The following is a 17009-nucleotide window of genomic DNA, read 5'->3' on the forward strand; positions in this document are numbered from 1 at the left end:
GTTCGCACGGGCCCGGGCCAGCCGGTCTCCGCTTTGGGTCGAATGCGGCACTTTATTGGCGCTTGAAAGCCCTGCGCTTTCAACAACCCCAACCGCTACCAGGCACGCCTGGGCGGACCGAAGACCTATCACCGTGTCACGATTCAGGATCGACGAGTCCAAACGTCCTCGGATTGCTGCTTACCCGGACTACAAGCTAGCGGCTCGTCGTTGATCAAGAGCAATGGTTGGCCTGCCGCGGAGCCGATCGGCAGGCGGGATTCGGCACCCGGGGTCACGACGATGACCGTGAGGACCTCGTCCCGCAAGGAGTTAATTTGAACGAATTTTAGTCCCGACTTTTCGAAGGTGTAGACCTGGAACAGTGTGGACAGGCTGACGTTCTGCTTGCCCGGAGGTACGCGCTCTCCCATACCCTCGATGACGTCACTTGGGTTCATCACCTGGTCCGCTGCCTTGGCGACCGGAGAGAGGCCGGCCGCCAGCACTGTCAACCCGACCAGTGCTCCAGAGAGGGTTTTCATCGTTCGTTCCTTGACAAGGAAAACGGTGCGAAAACGCCACTGCTGGCCAGATCTGCGGGCAAGCGCCAGCTCCAGAGTCGCTCAAATCGTCTACAAGGATAGACAGATGTCTTCCGGCCTGCGGCCTTACCATGCCGCCCCTGCCTGGTCCAGGAACCTCAAGGGCAAAAGGCAAAGGCCTCGTATGCGAGGCATCTGGTCGTCGGCGCTTGAGTGGAGGTTCTGGCCTCGCCCCCCCCAACTGGTGGGTGATGTGGCCTGGACGACGAAGAAGGATTGCCATCGTAAGCCGGCCGCTCTCATCAGTTGAAAACTCTTCGCGGTGTTAGAAAACTCCGAAGAGATCCTTGCCGCTTGCGGTCGTAGGTATTGCCCCGAATCGCTGGCTACACGCTACATACCGGGCACCGCGGCACCGGCCGCCGGCAATCTATCCATGCTATCGATTGACGCTTGGTCCTGGAACCCATGGGTGCTCCGCTCAACAGCAAGGCGTTGACTAGCGCGAACGACCTATAGGCGCCAGTTCTCTAACTTTTTGGAAACAAAAGCCTGGTGGCAGTAGCTGCGCTTATATCTAAGGCCCTCGTAAGCAGAACGAACTCCAAGACGTCCAGTCGACGCGCGCCTGCTTCGATCGCCGACAGGCGTTGTTGTGGCCAGCTCAACCGGCGAGCAAGATCACTTTGCGAGATTCCCAGCCGCTCACGACGCGCACGTAGCTGGTAGACCAGCTCGCGGTATTGCCCGTCATAGATCGTCTTGATTGCCATGGTCGCGATTTCTGAATGCGACCAGCAATCTATGCGCGACCTACTGATTACATGAAAATCATGTAGCCCTCCCTCCGTTCACCTGATACGCTAGAGGCTGGATCCCACCGAGATATGCGTGGCCCATGTCCAGACTCAACCGACCCTCTTAGCTCCTCGCACCGCGCTGCTGCGCGCTTCCGAGCGTGTCGGATTGATGGGCACTGCTGCTTGGTGCGCCCTGCACCTTTCCACCCAGCAACCAAGCCCAATCACTTCTCGCCCTTGCTTGACCGAGCAGTTGCTCCAGTTCCTAGAGCTGGCGGGCATCTTGACACGCTCTACATCTCCTGCCGATGCAACGTACAGGGCCGTCTATGAGCCAGTGGCCTGGCGCTACTTTGATCTTGATTTGCCGAGCATAGAAATCCAGACCGGTCTTGACGACGCGCTGCAACTTCGCTTGGCCGAGAACGACGGGATTTCTCGCGATGCTCTCTGGCGCTTGCTCGCTGATGGAGATAGCGAAGCCTATCTTGTACATCTCTTGCAGCGCCATCGGCTAGATGGCGGTGACGTCCGAGCACTCATCTTGGCAATACGAACGGAGTGGGCTTCCTACTCCGTAGGTAGGCGCCGCTACCTTGCATGGGTGAGCGTGCGCCATGCTGCCGCTACATTGTCCCAGGGGGAGTTTGGTATAGACACTCTGTACGTCATCCTACAAACACATCTACGGCGCCGGGGGCGTTGGCTCGCGGCCAGGCAGTCCAACCAGGATCTTGCTGATGACGAGTACAGCTTCGTACCGGACATCCACTGGCGCCGCCCGATACTGCTGGAACTCTTCCTGACACGAATCGCGCCGATGGGAAAGAAGTTCTGGACGCTGCCACCTCCCCAAGGCGACTAGCAAACGCGAGCAGGCCGAGATCGTGAACCATGCCTAGGACTTCTAATCCCAATTGCTCGCCCTTTGTCAGGATGCACATATGACGACACCCGAGGAAAGTACCCGCCACCTCTACCAGGCTGGCGCTTTCTTGGTAGAGCTTGCGCTTGATGAGCGCTTGCCCGTTGAGGTACGCCGCGAAGCGGCCCGACTAACACGTCACTACCCCACGCCAGGTTGCGCTCTTTCCGTTACTCCATCGGCCATCGGGCACTTCCTGCCGCAGCCTGATCCTGGCTGGGTTGAAAGCTATCGGTACGGACCGTTGACCATGGGGCTTAGCGATAGGATCTCTAGGCTGTATTACGAACTTGAGGACTAGCCGGCCAAGATTCGATCTAGCTCAACCAGACGTGCACCAAGAGATATTTAGCCACTCACTCGAAGAGTTGAGCACAAAATTTTGAAAGCAGGACGCAAGCCGGATCATTCGCATTGCGTCGGAGTGGCCAGTCATCTAGAAGCGTTCTTTGCACTAGCTCCTCCGATTTCCCCATTTTTCCGCTCTAAATGCCCTTGCGTGGATTCTTCCTTCGCTGCGTTAGCCCCAAGTCCACCTCAGGAAGAGGACAGTTCAGTTCAGCCTCGAACATTCCTCTGAGATGCGCGTTGTACTGCCAGATGACGAACTGCCCCATCAGCCCGTCATTCTCGCGCCGCAACCGGGCGTTTTCCGCCTCCAAGCGAACAATCCGTTCGCCTGCCGCGCGCAGCGAGGAGGGCAACGGCACCGACAACGCGTCTGACCGCACCCGCGCTTTGGCCAGCTCATACGCTTCCCGGATTCTCATCGAACGATAGAGGGTCTGGCGCACCGGCTGAAGATCAAGACGCTTCTGGCATGTCTGGACCAAGGCCTCCCAGGTCAGCTCGGATTTCCACCCATCGAGAATCTCTACGATGCGCTGGACATCGCGATCTCGCAAATGTCTACCCATTGCTAAGCACTCCGGCCTGACCGTCTACAGGGGGTAGTGCGGTGGAGCGCATTCGAAGCGCCCTGCGCACGGGACTGAACTCTTGGTCCGTCTTCAACCTGATCAGGGTACCGTCGGGAACCTGCGCGGACTCCATGACCTCGATCAGTTGTGCAAGCCTGTGCTGCGTCATCTGGTGCGTCTCGAACCAGCGATCCGCGCCAGCGGTGCCGTTGGCGATCTCGAGCGAAGCGCGCTCCACCAGTGCGTTCACCTGTACCAGTCGCTCTTTCATCCTTGCCACCCGCCGATCACCCTTCACGCAGATCTGCTCACTGCAGTTCAGACAGTCCCGGAAACGCTGGCACGGCGCCATGACGAAATCGTGGACACAGTAGCCGTATTCGGTGACATGCGCGGTCGGAACCAAAAGAAGGTCAAATTCCTCCTGGGTCATTGGAAGCTTGTTCGCTAAGTCCCTGACCCCACTATCGGTCGCCGCACCCTTATTTAGCGAAGGGTCGTGGCGTTTGATCATCTCCACGACCTCGAATTCGGACAAGTGATCATAGTCCCGATTCTGCTTGATATCGGTTCGGCCGGACCAGACCGCGATGTCCGCCTGACTCATACCCCCCCGCTGTGCCATCGTGTTGAGAAGGTGCCGGAACTGGTGGGATGTCAACTTCTTCGATTTCTTATCGATCAAAGCCCCATGCCTTTCGAAGATAGATGCGGAATTCTCCCGACTTCCCACGTCGTCATTGAAGATGTTGGACGTCGGCTTCTTCAAGACAACGGGAATGACTCGTCGTTCAGTATCTAGGAGATTTGACAGACAGCTGAACAAGGCGTCAGCGAAGCGTAGCTTGCGATCCTTGTCATACCAGGGGAAATTCGTAGGCAGCTGCGAATGAACCCATTCGTTGAGCATCCTCAGCGTGATGCGGCCATGCCTCAGAGAGAACCCTCGCCGGTTAATTTCGCCCCTAATATAGTTGGGATTTACATCTTGGAGACCCAGCGCCGCCCCGATCTGATCTAGGTGTAGCGCATCGTCTTCCGCAACCTTGGGGCATTGCGCATGCCTTGGAAACTGGTCGGGCTTGCATTCAAGCCAGGATGCCAGCCAGCGCGCATCATGCGTAATGTGCCTCACGCGACCGATGGCTTCTTCGGCGAGCGGAACCATTACGCTGGGGATCCACTTCACATAGGGGGGCGCGCCTTTTCCTGGCCAGAACCGCCAGCCATAGGAGGTCGATCCGTCTTCGCACGTCTCTCGCACCTCGCACGCACTTTCCAGCGCGAGCACCTCGGCGACACGTGAGGGCGAACAAAGCAACATCGCCGCCAACGAGGTTGTAAAGATGTCACGTGGCTCGGATGGATGGGAGGCGAACAACTCCGCCATCGCCTCTATCGCGGCCGCTTCGGGCAACTTCCGCTCCCGTTCCTCCCTCGCCTGCCGTCCGGTCCTAACCGAATCCGCAGGACGTGCGATCGGGTTCACCCACTGCAGGCACCTGGGCACCAGCTCCTCGTCCGATAGGAACGTCGCGAGCTTAGCCAATTCTCTTCCCGCCTGATACGCCACCCCCGCAGAATAGACGTCACGTGCCAGCACCGCCGCCGCATCCAAGATGCGCCCATCGACGTCGGCGATGCTGGCGCCGCCTGTTTGATTGACGAGCGCCCGTTCCAGTACTCGTAGTGCCCGCATCTCCGTGAAGGCCTTGCGCTCGGCGACGCCCTGCATGTAGCGAAAGTAGGCCTTTGCAAAGGAGAGGAAAGGCGCCCGTAGCACATTCCCGGCCTTCAGCACCCGGCTTGTTTGATCCAGATTCCCAAACGAGACGCCGGGATTGCGCCATTGGTTCTCCTCCCAATTCAAGTCCGCGCCGAATACCGTCAGCTTGTACCTGCACGTCTCAATGAACGATGCGAGCTTCTGCGCGGCATCTCGCTGCCTTTTCGAACTAAACGGCACCGATCTAGCCATGGCGGTGCAATTCCGCCTTCCGGCGCGCACACAGGGCAATGACCTGCGACACCGCAACGATGGTCCTGTCATTGATCGCCGCAATCGAGTCGTCCATTGTGATGCTGCGGATCCGCTCGCGCTCTTGGAAGAGTCGATCTAAGACCTCGTGGTGGGGCGCGTCTAGCCAAGGCTGGAAGGCCTTGCAGGTGTAGCAAGCCAGAGGTGCACTGGCACCACAAAAGCCAAACGAGCCGCAAGTTCCCACATTCGATCCGCCGTCGCACCGAATCCGGCTGGCGATGTCGTTTCCGCGCAGCGCCTCGGCTTCCTTATCCACCAACATGCCCGAAAATGCCTGAACGATGGGTGCAAGCTGCGCGGCAACCGCCGCATCAATGGCCACCACGTGTTCAGGCACATTCTCGGTGTAGACGCGTGCGTTCTGGTCGTCGGTATGATCAAGTAGTTCTGCTATCACAACCGTCCCGAGCCCCTCCCTAGCGGCGCGAGTGGCGACCGTTCTCCTCAACCTCAGCGGAAAGACGTGCAGACTCTTGCGTGTGCGCTCAGAGGGGACCTCTAGACGCGCAACCGTCCGCTCCAAACGAGTGCCGATGGATTTCGTCCTTACATGGAACGCCTCCGACCGCAGCCTTTGCCGCACCTCGGCGAGAGGAAGGCCGCGCGCACGCCGCACGTTGCGCCACGAAGGAAACAGCGGTGCTTGGTCGATATCGTCTTGCGACAGTGCTGGCCATAAGCGCTTCATGCGCCGCGTGGTGTGTTCCACCAGCTCCAACATCGGCGCCGCCTTCTCATGGGTAAGGTAGGCGGGCTTGAATTCCGATCTCCAAATGCGGGCCTGCTTTCTCCTTGGAACCAGCACGACCAGGCCACACTCCTCTTGAACTCCCGCATCTGGACGTTTTATATCCACCAACTTGATGTCTCCGAGCTGACTAGGTCTTCGGCCCGTGCTGATCAAGAAATCCGCCAAGACGTAGCTGCTCAGACTTATGGATCGATCGGAGAAAGCCTGCACTAGGCGATCTGTCAAACCCTCGTACTCCAGTTGCGAGAGCGGGCCTTTCTTGGAACATCGCGTCCTGACCGCAACGCCTTTCGGTGAATTTTTTAACTTCCATATGCTGATCGTTTTCAGCACTTCTTTGTCGATGCCAGGCGCCTGGAGCCTGATCCAGTGCCGGAGCAATGTCACAAGGAATGGCAGCCGGCACTGTTCCTGTTCACTTAGGGTATTTCGATAGTTGATTAGGTCCGTGGAGCACACGCACACCACACGGCCTGCACGATGAGTTAGGAATTTGATGAAGTTCCTGAACTCGCGAAGGGCTGCCATCACCGTGCCAGGAGCGAACTTCGATACATACCAAGATGCAACGCTCAGGAACCCGTCCCGCAGTTCCCCATCAAGAGACCCCCGAACCCACGCCAAGTGGACGGTGACATCCCGCGACAGAACCCACGCGACATCTTCTACATCCAGTTCGTATCCTTCACGGCTGATAACTTTCATGCCGGCCCCCTGTTGCGCTTGGACTTTTGAAGCCTCAGGGACGCTTCCATGGCTGTGCGCTGGGTGTGACGTCGCGTGTATGTGGCTGCCGAGCCCGAGCCCTCCCGCCAACCCATGATGTAAGACCGCATCTTCTCCTCCTGGGCGGGCGGCGTCCCCTGCGACTCCATCTGCCGCGAGAACCGATCATTGGCGGTATGCCGAATCACGTGTGGCGACAATCCGTCGAGTCTTCCATGCGCAGCATTGCGCAGCTTGGCGAATGCCTTAGACAGCGCCTGGTACGACATGGGCCGCCCGTGATGAGGGCCAAGCTTGTGCGTCACAAGGAGGAACTCATGCCGTCGCGATGCCGGGCAACTCTTTCGCTCAGTCCATACGTAGCCTAGGATCCGCCGCGCGAGTTCGTCCGTGATCGGCAATACCCGGTCCCTTGTCTTTACGACCGGCTGACTCCTGCGTGGGTCGGACCTGTCACCATGTCGTCGCGCGACCGTGAAGGTGTTGGCCTGAAAGTCGAAGTCCGAGACCTTAAGGGTAAGCAGTTCGCCTGCCCTAAGCCCCAGATCCAACAGGTCCAAGATGACAGCGTTCCGGGTCTGGACTTCTGGCTGAAATGGGTTGACGGCGCTGCCGGCGCCCAGCATTTCATCCAGAAGGGATTTTTGCGGTTCATCCAAACCCATTCGTGCGCTGATGCTGGACTTTCGCTTCCGGCCTCGCTTGCCTTTCAGGCGCTCTCCCATGAGCGCGATGGCCTGCGATGCCGCCTCATCAACTCCCTTTGCTTCACGCTCCAAGAGGTATTTGGCGAGCCAGTCCAGATAGGACGCAACCGCCGTGATTCGATTATAGGCCGTTAGGGGATCTACCTGCGTACGCGCCGCACCGGGCGCGGCGCGTACGCGACTGGCATATCTCGCCAACGATAAGGGCCGATTATTGAGTTCTGCCGTTGCTGCCCGCGTTCTGAGGAACGTGGCTAGCAGTTGTAGTTCAATGTCCGAAAGAAACTGACGGCGAGCCAGCCTTGCTTCAAGGTCGATGCCTCTTGAGTCAGCCCACGCATTCAGGAGCTTGATTGCGTCCAGCGCTGCTTTCGTCGTCGACGGCGCCAAACTCGCGTTTCTGAGTTGGGTGGTCACATACAGCGTCGGATTCCACAGAGGAGTTCCCTGCTCGTCCTGCAGTATCGGGAGCCGCTCTCCATCCTTGAAAAGGATGGTCGTAACAATGGCGCCTTTCCTTGTGCTCATGGCTACTTACCAAAGCAACAGGTGGTAGCAAGAACTCTACTCCGGAATGGTCCATACGCAACAGCATCCATGCACAGAAAAGCCCGCATAAAGCGGGCCTTTCCACTGAAAAGTAACGCTTATGGCTGTGGTACAACCTAGAACGGGATATCGTCGTCCGCGAAGTCGTCCATCGGCGCGGACTGCTGCGGGGCCGGCTGCTGCCGGCGCGGCGCGTAATCCTGCCCGCCACCACCGCCGCCACCGCCCATGCCGGAGCGTTCCTGGCGCGGCGGCGCCGAGCGCTGCGGACGGTCGCCACCGCCCATGCCGCCACCACCGACCTCGCCGCGGCCGCCGAGCATCTGCATCTCGTCGGCGACGATGTCGGTGGAGTACTTCTCCACGCCGTCCTGGCCGGTGTACTTGTCGTAGCGGATCGAGCCTTCGACGTAGACCGAACTGCCCTTGCGCAGGTACTCGCCGGCGATCTCACCGAGCTTTCCGAAAAACACCACGCGATGCCACTCGGTGCGTTCCTGCTGGTTGCCGTCCTTGTCCTTGCGCACGCTGGTGGTGGCCAGGCTGATCCGGGTGATGGCCATGCCGGCCTGGGTGTACTTGGTGTCGGGATCGTTGCCGAGGTTGCCGACGAGGATGACTTTGTTGATGCCGCGGGCCATGAGCTGCTTCCGTCTGGGGTCTCCGCGGCCGGGGGCACGCAGAGCGGTAAAGAAGATTTCGGGGAGCAATCCTAACATCGCCGGGATGGGCCGGCCTGCGCCAGGCGCCCGCGGGCATGCCGGAAAACGCCGCATTGGCCTGTCGGAATCCTGCCGGGGCGAGACCCGCAGGGCGCTCCGGACCCAGGCGTGGCAAGCCCTCCGGCCCGGGCCCCGCCCCACCGCGGGACGGATGTGGCCGCGCAGCCTATACTTTGCGCACGTTTCCAGTCCTGTCCGCATGAGCATCGCCGAATCCCCCAGCACCGCCCTGGGCCTGCCCCAGATCCAGATGCTCGCCGCGCCGGACATGGCCGAGGTGGACGCCCTGATCCGCCGCCGCCTGGCCTCGGACGTCGTGCTGATCAACCAGATCGCCGACCACATCGTCTCCGCCGGCGGCAAGCGCCTGCGGCCGATGCTGGTGGTGCTGGCCGGCCGCGCCTGCGGCGCCGGCGGGCCGATGCAGCATCAGTTGGCGGCGATCATCGAATTCATCCACACCTCGACCCTGCTGCACGACGACGTGGTCGACGAGTCGGACCTGCGCCGCGGCCGCAGCACCGCCAACGCGCTGTGGGGCAACGCGCCCAGCGTACTGGTCGGCGACTTCCTGTATTCGCGCAGTTTCCAGCTGATGGTGGAGCTGGACAGCATGGCGGTGATGCGCCTGCTGGCCGACACCACCAACCGCATCGCCGAGGGCGAGGTGCTGCAGCTGCTGCACGTGCACAACCCGGACACCGACGAGGGCGCCTACCTGCGGGTGATCGAGCGCAAGACCGCGGTGCTGTTCGCCGCCGGCACCCGCCTGGGCGCGCTGGCCTCCGGCGCCAGCGAGGCGGTGCAGGCGCGCCTGTACGACTACGGCATGCAACTGGGCTATGCGTTCCAGATCGCCGACGACGTGCTCGACTACACCGCCGATGCTGCCGACCTGGGCAAGAACCTGGGCGACGACCTCGCCGAGGGCAAGGCCACACTGCCGCTGATCCACGCCATGGTGCACGCCGACGACGCCACCCGCGCACGCCTGCGCCAGATCGTCGAACAGGGCGATGCCAGCGCGATGCCGGAAGTGCTCGCCGCGATCGAGGCCAGCGGCGGCATCGACTACAGCCGCCGCCGTGCGGCCGACTACGCCGCCGCCGCCGAGCGCGCGCTGGACGGCCTGCCGGAGAACGAGGCCGTAGCCGCGCTGCGCGGACTGGCCCGCTACGCGGTCTCGCGGAAGCATTGATCCGGCGCGCTGTGCGCGCCGGATTGGGATTGGGGAGTCGGGATTGGGGATTCGCAACGGCGGCTTGGCTGACGCCTGAAGCGCTGCGAGGCTCGCCACACCAACCGGTCAGTTAGGCGGCGCCGACGGACCGCTTTTGCCAATCCCCAATCCCGCCAAGCGCGCAGCGCGAGGCACCTCCCAAATCCCGGCGCGCTGTGCGCGCCGGAGAGATTGGGGAATCGGGAATGGGGATTCGTTAAAGCCGGTTGGCTGAGGCCTGGCACGTTACCGGCTCACGCTGCAAAGTCAGCAGCGCACACGCTTTAGGTCTGGTTACGCAGCGGAATTGGCAAAGCGCGATCCACCGCTTTTGCCAATCCCCAATCCCGCCAAGCGCGCAGCGCGAGGCACCTCCCTACTCCCGCCCGAACCGCTCCTCGAAGAAATCCTCAAGCATCCGGTAGGCGCGCTTGGCTGCGCGCGGGTTGTACTGGCAGCCCGGCGGGCTGTTGGCGTCGGCTTCGGCGAAGCAATGCACGGCACCGCTGAAGTTGACGAACTGCCAGTCGGCGCCGGCGCGGTTCATCTCCTGCTCGAAGGCAACGATGTCGTCGCGGCTCACGCTCTTGTCGTCGGCGCCGTTGAGCACCAGCACCGGCGCCTTGGCACTGCCTTCAGCCGCCGGCGCCGCGGTGGCCAGGCCGCCGTGCAGGCTCACGACGCCGGCCAGCGGCGCCCCCGCACGGACCAGTTCCAGCACCGTGGTGCCGCCGAAGCAAAAGCCGACCGCGCCGATCCGGGCCGGATCCAGCGGCGCCTTGCCGGCCTGCGCCTTCAGCGCCGCCACTGCCGCCAACGCCCGCGCGCGCAGCGTGGCCGGATCCTTCTTCAACGCGCCGGCGAACTGTCCGGCCTCGGTATCGTTGGCCGGTCGCTTGCCCTTGCCGTAGACGTCGGCCACCAGCACCACGTAGTCGTCGCCGGCCAGGTGCTTGGCCTTTTCCACCGCGGAGTCGTTCACGCCGCGCCAGTTCGGCACCATCACCAGGCCGGGGCGCTTGTCGTGGTCGGCATCGTCGTAGACCAGCACGCCGCTGAAACTGTCCTTGCCGACCTGCCACTCCACCGGCTTGGCCTGCATCGCCGCCCAGGCCTGCAACGGCAGCGCCAAGGCCAGGCCGAGCAGACCGGTCCACCGCATCATCGAACGTGTGCGCATCGCCCTTCTCCCGTGGGAACCAGCGCGGAAGTGTACGCAAGGCGCCGCCAGCGCGATGTGTGCGCCCACGCGACGCGGCTCAGGCGATGCCCAGCCCCGGAATGGCGCTGATCGCGTCCGGGTCGAACCCGGCCAGCGCGGCGAAATGGCGGCCGCGGGCCACATAGTCGCGATAGGCGCCGAAGCTGGGCGCACCGGGCGACAGCAGCACCACGCCGCCCTGCTCGCCCAGCGCCGCGCGCGCCAGCGCCACCGCCTCCGCCAGGTCGGCCGCGGCATGCAGGCCGAAGCCGGCCTCGGCGGCCAGCGGCGCCAGCAGCGCATGGATGCGCGGGCCATTGGCGCCCATGGTGACGATCTCCAGCGGTGCGCCGTGGCGCATCTGCTCGGCGAAGTCCTGCCAGTCCAGGCCGCGGTCGTGGCCGCCGACCAGCAGCGCGATGCGCCGCCCGCGGAAGCACTCCAGCGCCGCGAGGCTGGCATGCGGCGTGGTGCTGATCGAGTCGTTCACATAGGTCACGCCGTCGCGCGTGCCCAGGGTCTGCAGCCGGTTCGGCAGCGGCCGGAAGCGATCGGCCGCCGGCGCCAGCGCCGCCGCATCCAGGCCCAACGCCTCGATCGCGGCCAGCACCGCGCACAGGTTGCCGCGGTTGTGCCGGCCCGGCAGCGGCGCCTGCGCGCTGTCGTACACCGCGGTGTCGCCACGGTAGACCACTTCGCCGCGCATGTGCCAGCCGTCCTCGCGGTTGAACCAGCGCACCTCACTGTCGGGCAATTGCAGGGTCGCCAGCTGCGGATCGGCGGCATTGAGCAGGGCGATGCGCGGCCGCGCATGGGTGACCAGCTCGAGCTTGTCGGCGATGTAGCGCGCCTGGCTGCCGTGCCAGTCCAGGTGCTCGGGGAACAGGTTCAGCACCAGCGCCAGTTGCGGCCGCGCGCCGCTGCGGGCGACATCGCCGGTCTGGTAGCTGGACAGTTCGATCGCCCAGTATTGCGGCGGCGGCATCGGCGCCAGCACTTCCAGCAGCGGCACGCCGATGTTGCCGACCAGGCCGGTGCGATGGCCGCCGGCACGCAGCAGGTGCGCCAGCAGCGCGGTGGTGGTGCTCTTGCCCTTGGTGCCGGTGACGCAGACGCTGCCGGGCACCACGCCGTCCGCGCCGGCATGTTCGGCGAACCACAGCGCGGTGCCGCCGACGAAACGCGTGCCGCGCGCCGCCGCGGCCTGCGCCTCGGGCCGGTACGGACTGATCCCGGGCGACTTGATCACGACATCGAACGCGGCCAGGCGCTCGGCGCTGGCCTCGGTTTCCACCTGCAGCGCAGGATCGCCAAGCATTGCGACCTCCTCGGCTTCGGCCGGCGTGCAGAACAGGGTCAGCGGCGCGGATGCCGCGTTCCGGGTCCCGGGTCCCGGGTCCCGGCTATCGCGCAGCGCGCGGTAGGCCGCACGGCCTTCGCGGCCCCAACCCCACAGCGCGACGCGCTGCGACTCAAGCTGCGAAATTCGCACGCACGCGTTCCCACAGGTCGGCCGGGATGCGGTGCTGCGTGTCCAGTTCCAGCAGCGGCTCCACGCGCAGGTCGACGGGGTCGAGCTGCGGCTGGATCTCGCGGATGAAGCGCGCCACCAGCGCGTCCTCCTTCCATTCCGCACGCGCCGCCAGCGCCGCCATCGCCGCCCGCGACTCGCGGCCCTCGCCCACGCACTCGAACGGCTTGTGGTCCTGGAACTCCAGCAGCGCATCGAAGCCACCGGCCTGGCCGGCATCGTCGAGCAGGTTGCGGCCGAAGATCCGCACCAGCCGCGTCTTGGGCATGAACGGCGCCAGCGCCAGAAACACGAAGTGGCACTTCGGGCAGACCCCGCACCAGCGGTGCGCCGGACGCTCGCCGAGGATGTGGAAATTGCGGTTGCAGCTGGAGAAATGCGCGTCGTAGTGGTCGGTCTTGGCGAACTGCCGCGCCACCGCCAGCTCCGACAGCGGGCGCAGCAGCGAGTAGTAGCGCAGATCCGCGGCCACGTAGCGCTGCACCTGGGTACCGAACGCCTGCTCGAAGGCCCAGCCCTTGGACCACTGGTGATTGACCTCGCCGGTGCCGGCGATCTGGCTGCCGTAGCTGGCCGAATGTTCGTTGGAGAACACCACCTGGCCGGCATCGTGCAGCACCGCGGCGAACACCAGGATCGCCGAGTTCACCGCGGTCACCGGGATATGCCCGTTCCACGCGCCCTGCCGGTTCAGCTCGAACAGTTCAGGCGCGAGCGTGCGGCCGATGTTCAAGGTCGGCAGCCCGGTGCGCTCGGCGCAGGCGCGGATCAACTGCGATCCGCCGATCCAGGTCACCGTCTGCGCCACGCCAGCCGCGCGCAGGGCCTCGATGCTGACCAGCGAATCCTTGCCGCCGCCGATCGCCACCAGGGCCTGGTCGCGCAGCCCCAGCGCCGCCGCTTCGGCGGCACCGGCCTCCCCGGCCGGGAAGCGGATGCGTCCGCGCAGGTCTAGGCCGTTGCGATAGGCGAACTCGCCCAGGCCATGCAGGTACACGCTGTCCAGCAGCGCGGCGGTCTCGGCATCGATGGCGTAATCGTCGATGACGATGCGCGGCGGCACCGCCGCCTTGTAGTAGCTGACGCCGGCGATCAGGTGCAGCAGGCGCAGGGCGCGCTGCGCCGCCTGCGCGCGCGCCGGGTCGAGCGCGAACGGCGCGCCGGGCACGGTGATGGTCTCCACCAGCTCCGGGCCGTCGTCGAACGCATAGACCAGGCGCGCCACGCCGCTGTCGGCATCGAAGCCGCAGCGCACGAAGCGGAAGGTGGCGATCTGCTGTTTGTCGAAAGCGGTCATGGACGTCCTGCAAGCACACGGGTGTGCCGCAGATAGCGGCGACACAGAAGAAATTCGATCAGCGAAAACGGCAAGGCCGCCCACAGCAACGGCAGGCAGCCGAACACGAAGGCCATCAGCAGCAGTTGCCACGGCAATCCGGTCGGCGCCGATGCGGTGGACGCCAGCAGCGCCACCAGTACATACAGCGCCAGCGCCGGCAGGTAGGCCAACACGGCCAGCAGCAAGGTGCGCACGGCCAGCGCGCCGGCGCTGGCAACGGGCACGCGGCGCGTCCAGCGCAATGCCAGCCACGCGCCAGCCGCCGCCGCGGCCAGCGCCGGCAACGCCCACTTGAGGCTGTCGGTCCACGGCAGCGACGTGCCGGACTGGTCCAGCGCGGTGGCCGCCGCCATCGCCACCGCACCGGCCGCGGCGCTGCCCGCGACGAACTCAGTCCGCGCGCCCATCGATCGCCTCCTCGCGGGGCAACTCGCGCTGGTTGTAGGTGCTGGCCATGCTGTAGCCATAGGCGCCGGCGTCGGCGATCAGCATCACATCGTCGGGGGCTGTGCCTGCCGGCAGGCGCCGGCGCTTGCCGAACACGTCGCTGGATTCGCAGATCGGCCCGACCACGTCGAACACGGTCTCGGCCGGCTGCTCGAACCGGCTCAGGTTCGCCACGTCGTGCCAGGCGTCGTACAGCGCCGGGCGGATCAGCGTGTTCATGCCGGCATCCAGGCCGACCCGGCGGATGCCGTCCTTCTCGATCACCTGGGTGGCGCGGGCCAGCAGCACGCCGCATTCGGCGACCAGGTAGCGGCCCGGCTCGATCGCCAGGCGGAATGCCGGATGCACCGCCTTGGCCTCGGCCAGGCCCTGCGCGAAGGTGTCCAGGTCGAACGGTTCGTCGTCGGCGCTGTACGGGATCGGCAGGCCGCCGCCGATGTCGATGACCTCGACACTGCCGATGCGCCGGGCGAAGCCGGCCAGTTCGTCGCACATGCGCCGCCAGTGCTGCGCGGTCTCCACGCCGCTGCCCAGGTGCGCGTGCAGGCCGACGATGCGGATGTCCAGCGCGCGCGCGGCCTCGACGAACTCGTCGACGCGGGTCGCCGACAGGCCGAACTTGGAAGCCTTGCCGCCGGTGTTGACCTTCTCGTGGTGGCCGTCGCCGTGCCCCAGGTCGATGCGCAGCCACAGGCTGCGGCCGCGGAACAATTCCGGCCAACGCTGCAGCGCCTCGACGTTGTCCACCGTCACGGTCACGCCCAGCGCGAACGCGGCTTCGTACTCGGCCCTGGGCGCGAAGCTGGGGGTGAACAGCACGCGGCGCGGCGACAGCTCCGGCACGATCTCGAACACCCGGCGCAGTTCGCCGTGCGACACGCACTCCAGGCCGAAGCCCTCCTCGACCAGGGTCTGCAGGATCGCCGGATGCGCATTGGCCTTGATCGCGTAGTAGCGCTGATCCACCGCCGCGATCGCCTTGAGCGCGCGCGCGCGTTCGCGCAGGGTCGGCAGGTGATAGATGTAGCGCGGCGTGCCGGCCTCGGCCAGGCGCAGCAGATGCGCGCGCTCGCCCTGCCACCACGGCACCGGCCGCGGCCGCACCGTGCCGGCGATCTCGCGCCAGCGCGGGCCGAACACCTCGGTCTCCTCCACCGGCATCGCGCCGCTGTCGATCAGCTCGGCGTGCAGGATCGGCAGCAGCCCGTCGGCATCGGTCTCGTCGATGACGAAGGTCAGGTTCAGGTCGTTGGACGACTGCGAGATCATGTGCACGCGCTCCTTGCCGAACGTGGCCCACACGTCCGAGAGCTTGTGCAGCAGCGAGCGCATGCCGCGCCCGACCAGGGTGATCGCCGCGCACGGCACGATGATCTTGACCCGGCAGATCTCCGCCAGGTCGGCCGACAGCGCCGCCAGCACGTCGGTGTTGACCAGGTTCTCGCTCGGGTCCAGCGACACGGTGACGTTGGTCTCGGCCGAGCCGATCAGGTCCACCGACAACCCGTGCTTCTTGAACAGCGTGAACACATCGGCCAGGAAGCCGACCTGCTGCCACATGCCGATGCCTTCCATCGACACCAGCACGATGCCGTTGCGGCGGCTGATCGCCTTGACCCCGGGCACGGTGCGGGCGTTGCCGTCGATGCTGGTGCCGGGCAACTCCGGGCGCTCGGTGTCCAGGATCGCCATCGGCACGCCGCCGTCGCGGCACGGCTTGATCGAGCGCGGGTGCAGCACCTTGGCGCCGGTGGTGGCGATTTCCTGCGCCTCGTAGTAGTCCAGGCGGGTCAGCAGGCGCGCATCCGGCACCTCGCGCGGATTGGCGCTGAACATGCCCGGCACGTCGGTCCAGATCTCCACCCGACTGGCGCCGAGCAGCGCGCCGAAGTACGCCGCCGAGGTATCCGAGCCGCCGCGGCCGAGGATGGCGGTGCCGCCGTCCTCGTGTCGGGCGATGAAGCCCTGGGTGATCAGCATGCGTGTGGGCTGGGCGACGAAGCGCGCGCGCCACTGCGGATCGGACTGCCACTGGCACGACACCGACAGGCGCCGCGACCAGGCGCTCTGGTTCGGCTGCGGCGGCAGCGCGTCCAGCCATTGCCGCGCATCCATCCAGCCCATGTCCAGGCCGTTGGCGCGCAGGTAGGCCGCGCCCAGGGTCGAGGACAGCAGTTCGCCCTGCCCCAGCACCTCGGCCTGCCAGTCCAGCGTGCGCTCGGCCGCGCGCGGATCGACGAGCAGGCCGCGCAACGCCGCCAGGCGTTCGCCCAGCACCGCCTCGGCATCCAGCTCCAGTTCGCCCAGGAACTCGCGGTGGCGCTGCTCCAGCGCGGCGACGCGTTGCGCGCTGTCGGCGCTGCCGTCGGCGATCGCAGTCAGTTCGTTGGTGACCCCGGACAAGGCCGACACCACCACCAGCACCCGCGCGCCGGTCTCGTCCGCGCGTTTTTTCGCCAGCCGTCCAATCGTGTCCCAGCGATGACGACGCGACACCGAAGTGCCGCCGAACTTGAGGACGATCCAACGATCGGCAGGAGAGGAAGCTGACATGGAGTGGGGGTGTCTAGAATGTGGGGAAAACGCCGGCATGCGCGGGCGCAACCC

15 protein-coding genes are annotated in these 17009 nt (G+C 64.8%); 3 read left to right on the forward strand and 12 right to left on the reverse strand.

Going from position 1 to position 17009, the window contains the following annotated elements:
- Positions 1–143 precede the first annotated feature (143 nt).
- Together GGR64_RS20780 and GGR64_RS01725 are read right to left on the reverse strand one after the other, a co-directional pair.
- Positions 144–524, reverse strand: a complete 381-nt coding sequence (locus GGR64_RS20780) for a hypothetical protein (protein WP_260302545.1) — start codon at positions 522–524, stop codon at positions 144–146.
- 530 nt (positions 525–1054) lie between these two features.
- Positions 1055–1297: a helix-turn-helix transcriptional regulator gene (locus GGR64_RS01725; RefSeq protein WP_221236034.1), complete on the reverse strand. Its 243-nt coding sequence runs from the start codon at positions 1295–1297 to the stop codon at positions 1055–1057.
- A gap of 118 nt (positions 1298–1415) precedes the next feature.
- On the opposite strand from GGR64_RS01725, the gene GGR64_RS01730 reads away from it, so the two are divergent.
- A complete protein-coding gene (locus GGR64_RS01730; RefSeq protein WP_221236035.1) occupies positions 1416–2189 on the forward strand; it encodes a hypothetical protein in 774 nt (257 codons plus the stop codon).
- Between the two features lie 79 nt (positions 2190–2268).
- On the forward strand, positions 2269–2550 hold the full coding sequence (locus tag GGR64_RS21020; RefSeq protein ID WP_326520293.1) for a BPSL0761 family protein: 282 nt from the start codon (positions 2269–2271) through the stop codon (positions 2548–2550).
- A gap of 184 nt (positions 2551–2734) precedes the next feature.
- Here GGR64_RS21020 and GGR64_RS01735 read toward each other — a convergent pair whose 3' ends face one another.
- The 5 genes from GGR64_RS01735 to GGR64_RS01755 all read right to left on the reverse strand — a co-directional run bounded on the left by GGR64_RS01735 (position 2735) and on the right by GGR64_RS01755 (position 8584).
- Positions 2735–3166 (reverse strand): hypothetical protein, encoded by a 432-nt coding sequence (locus GGR64_RS01735; protein ID WP_184643582.1) that lies wholly within the window; start codon positions 3164–3166, stop codon positions 2735–2737.
- On the reverse strand, positions 3159–5147 hold the full coding sequence (locus GGR64_RS01740) for an integrase (RefSeq protein WP_184643584.1): 1989 nt from the start codon (positions 5145–5147) through the stop codon (positions 3159–3161). The genes GGR64_RS01735 and GGR64_RS01740 overlap by 8 nt, the downstream gene beginning before the upstream one ends.
- Entirely contained in the window at positions 5140–6666 is a 1527-nt protein-coding gene (locus GGR64_RS01745; RefSeq protein ID WP_184643586.1) for a site-specific integrase, read from the reverse strand. The genes GGR64_RS01740 and GGR64_RS01745 overlap by 8 nt, the downstream gene beginning before the upstream one ends.
- On the reverse strand, positions 6663–7922 hold the full coding sequence (locus tag GGR64_RS01750; protein ID WP_184643588.1) for a site-specific integrase: 1260 nt from the start codon (positions 7920–7922) through the stop codon (positions 6663–6665). Before GGR64_RS01750 ends, GGR64_RS01745 begins: the two co-directional genes overlap by 4 nt.
- 137 nt (positions 7923–8059) lie before the next feature.
- Positions 8060–8584 (reverse strand): single-stranded DNA-binding protein, encoded by a 525-nt coding sequence (locus GGR64_RS01755; protein WP_184643590.1) that lies wholly within the window; start codon positions 8582–8584, stop codon positions 8060–8062.
- A 280-nt stretch (positions 8585–8864) separates the two neighbouring features.
- Here GGR64_RS01755 and GGR64_RS01760 point away from each other — a divergent pair, with 280 nt between their 5' ends.
- Positions 8865–9863: a polyprenyl synthetase family protein gene (locus tag GGR64_RS01760; RefSeq protein WP_184643592.1), complete on the forward strand. Its 999-nt coding sequence runs from the start codon at positions 8865–8867 to the stop codon at positions 9861–9863.
- 397 nt (positions 9864–10260) lie between these two features.
- On the opposite strand, the gene GGR64_RS01765 is transcribed toward GGR64_RS01760, so the two are convergent.
- The 5 genes from GGR64_RS01765 to GGR64_RS01785 all read right to left on the reverse strand — a co-directional run bounded on the left by GGR64_RS01765 (position 10261) and on the right by GGR64_RS01785 (position 16955).
- Positions 10261–11064, reverse strand: a complete 804-nt coding sequence (locus GGR64_RS01765) for a dienelactone hydrolase family protein (RefSeq protein WP_184643594.1) — start codon at positions 11062–11064, stop codon at positions 10261–10263.
- Between the two features lie 79 nt (positions 11065–11143).
- Positions 11144–12577, reverse strand: coding sequence for a UDP-N-acetylmuramoyl-L-alanine--D-glutamate ligase (gene murD, locus GGR64_RS01770; RefSeq protein ID WP_184643596.1), 1434 nt, complete (start codon positions 12575–12577; stop codon positions 11144–11146).
- Complete coding sequence (gene murL, locus GGR64_RS01775; RefSeq protein ID WP_184643598.1) at positions 12558–13913, reverse strand: UDP-N-acetyl-alpha-D-muramoyl-L-alanyl-L-glutamate epimerase; 1356 nt, start codon at positions 13911–13913, stop codon at positions 12558–12560. Before murL ends, murD begins: the two co-directional genes overlap by 20 nt.
- Positions 13910–14362, reverse strand: a complete 453-nt coding sequence (locus GGR64_RS01780; RefSeq protein WP_184643600.1) for a hypothetical protein — start codon at positions 14360–14362, stop codon at positions 13910–13912. Before GGR64_RS01780 ends, murL begins: the two co-directional genes overlap by 4 nt.
- Positions 14346–16955: a bifunctional aspartate kinase/diaminopimelate decarboxylase gene (locus GGR64_RS01785; protein WP_184643602.1), complete on the reverse strand. Its 2610-nt coding sequence runs from the start codon at positions 16953–16955 to the stop codon at positions 14346–14348. Before GGR64_RS01785 ends, GGR64_RS01780 begins: the two co-directional genes overlap by 17 nt.
- Positions 16956–17009 lie beyond the last annotated feature (54 nt).

The organism is Xanthomonas sp. 3307 (genome assembly GCF_014199735.1).
Taxonomy (GTDB): domain Bacteria; phylum Pseudomonadota; class Gammaproteobacteria; order Xanthomonadales; family Xanthomonadaceae; genus Xanthomonas_A; species Xanthomonas_A rydalmerensis.